The organism is Corallococcus sp. CA053C (genome assembly GCF_003611675.1).
Lineage (GTDB): Bacteria > Myxococcota > Myxococcia > Myxococcales > Myxococcaceae > Corallococcus.
Genome location: NZ_RAWA01000769.1, coordinates 1 through 1,460, shown reverse-complemented (window position 1 = coordinate 1,460; position 1,460 = coordinate 1). Strand labels below are relative to the sequence as shown.

Genomic DNA, 1,460 nt, shown 5'->3' with positions numbered 1-1,460 from the left:
GTCGAGGGCGGGCTGGGCGTCGAGGACGGGCTCCGGCTCCACGTCCACGGCGGGCTCTTCCCAACCGGAGGACGGGGTCGGCTCCGCGGGCTGGGCGGCCCAGGTGGGCGCGGTGATGTCGGTGAGGGAGACCTCTTCCTCGGCGACGGGCTCGCTCCACTGGGCGACGGTGGCGGGCTGCGTCGGCTTGCCCCAGGAGGGCTGGGCGGGCTCGGACTCGGCGGCCATCCAGTCGGGCTGTGCCTCGTTGGGGGCGGCCCAGGCGGACTGGGTGGCCGGGGCGCCCTGCGAGTTCCACTCGGCGGCGGCAGGGGAGGAGGCCCACTCGGAGGACGGCTCGGGAGCGGCCTCCTCGGAGGTGGCCCACTCGGGCTGCGCTTCGATGGGGGCTTCTTCGGAGGCCCACTCGGATTGAGCCGCGACGGGGGCGGCTTCCTCGGTGGCCCACTCGGGCTGTGCCTCGATGGGGGCTTCTTCGGAGGCCCACTCCGGCTCGGCGGCGGTCGCGGATCCGTCCGTGGCCCATTCGGGCTGGGCCTCGATGGGCGCGGCGTCTTCGGACGTGGCCCATGCGGCCTGCGGAGCGGACGGAGTCGCTTCGTCGGTAGCCCACTCAGGCTGGGCTTCGATGGGGGCTTCCTCGGAGGTGGCCCACGCCGGCTCGGCTGGAGCTGCAGTGGCGGACCAGGACGGTGCGGCTCCGGGAGTCACGGTCTCGGAGGAGGCCCAGGCGGGCTGCGTGGCGTCGGGAGCAGCCTCTTCTTCCGTCGTGGCCCACTCGGGCTGGGCCTCGATGGGGGCGGCTTCGTCCGGGTGTGCAGCGACGGGCGCGGTCTCTTCAGCGGTCGCCCATTCGGGCTGGGCTTCGATGGGCGCGGCTTCGTCCAAGGGCACAAGTTCGGCGACGGGTGCGGTCTCTTCAGCAGTCGCCCATTCGGGCTGTGCTTCGATGGGCGCGCCGTCTTCCGAAGTGGCCCAGGCAGCCTGTGCCGCGACGGGAGCGCTCTCTTCCGTAGCGGCCCATTCGGGCTGGGCCTCGATGGGCGCGGCCTCTTCCGTGGTGGCCCACTCAGACTGTGCGGCGACGGGTGCGGTCTCTTCTGACGTGGCCCACTCGGGCTGTGCCTCGATGGGGGCACCGTCTTCCGACGTCGTCCACGCGGACTGATCCGCGACAGGGGCCGCCGCTTCCGTGGTCGCCCACTCGGGCTGTGCCTCGATGGGGGCCGCGTCTTCTGCGGCCGCCCACCCAGATTGGGCAGCAACGGGAACAGTCTCTTCCGTGGTGGCCCATTCGGGCTGCGCCTCGATGGGCGCGCCGTCTTCCGCGGTGGCCCACTCAGGCTGGGCCTCGATGGGGGCGGCGTCTTCCGACGTCGCCCACTCGGCCTGCGTGGCGACGGGTGCGGCTTCCTCGGTAGCCCACTCAGGCTGGGCCTCGATGGGGGCGGCGTCTTCCG

The 1,460-nt window shown here is 73.1% G+C and carries 1 pseudogene; it reads right to left on the bottom strand.

What is annotated here, in order from left to right:
• Nucleotides 1–1,460: pseudogene (locus D7V97_RS45135) on the bottom strand (hypothetical protein); the annotation flags it as partial.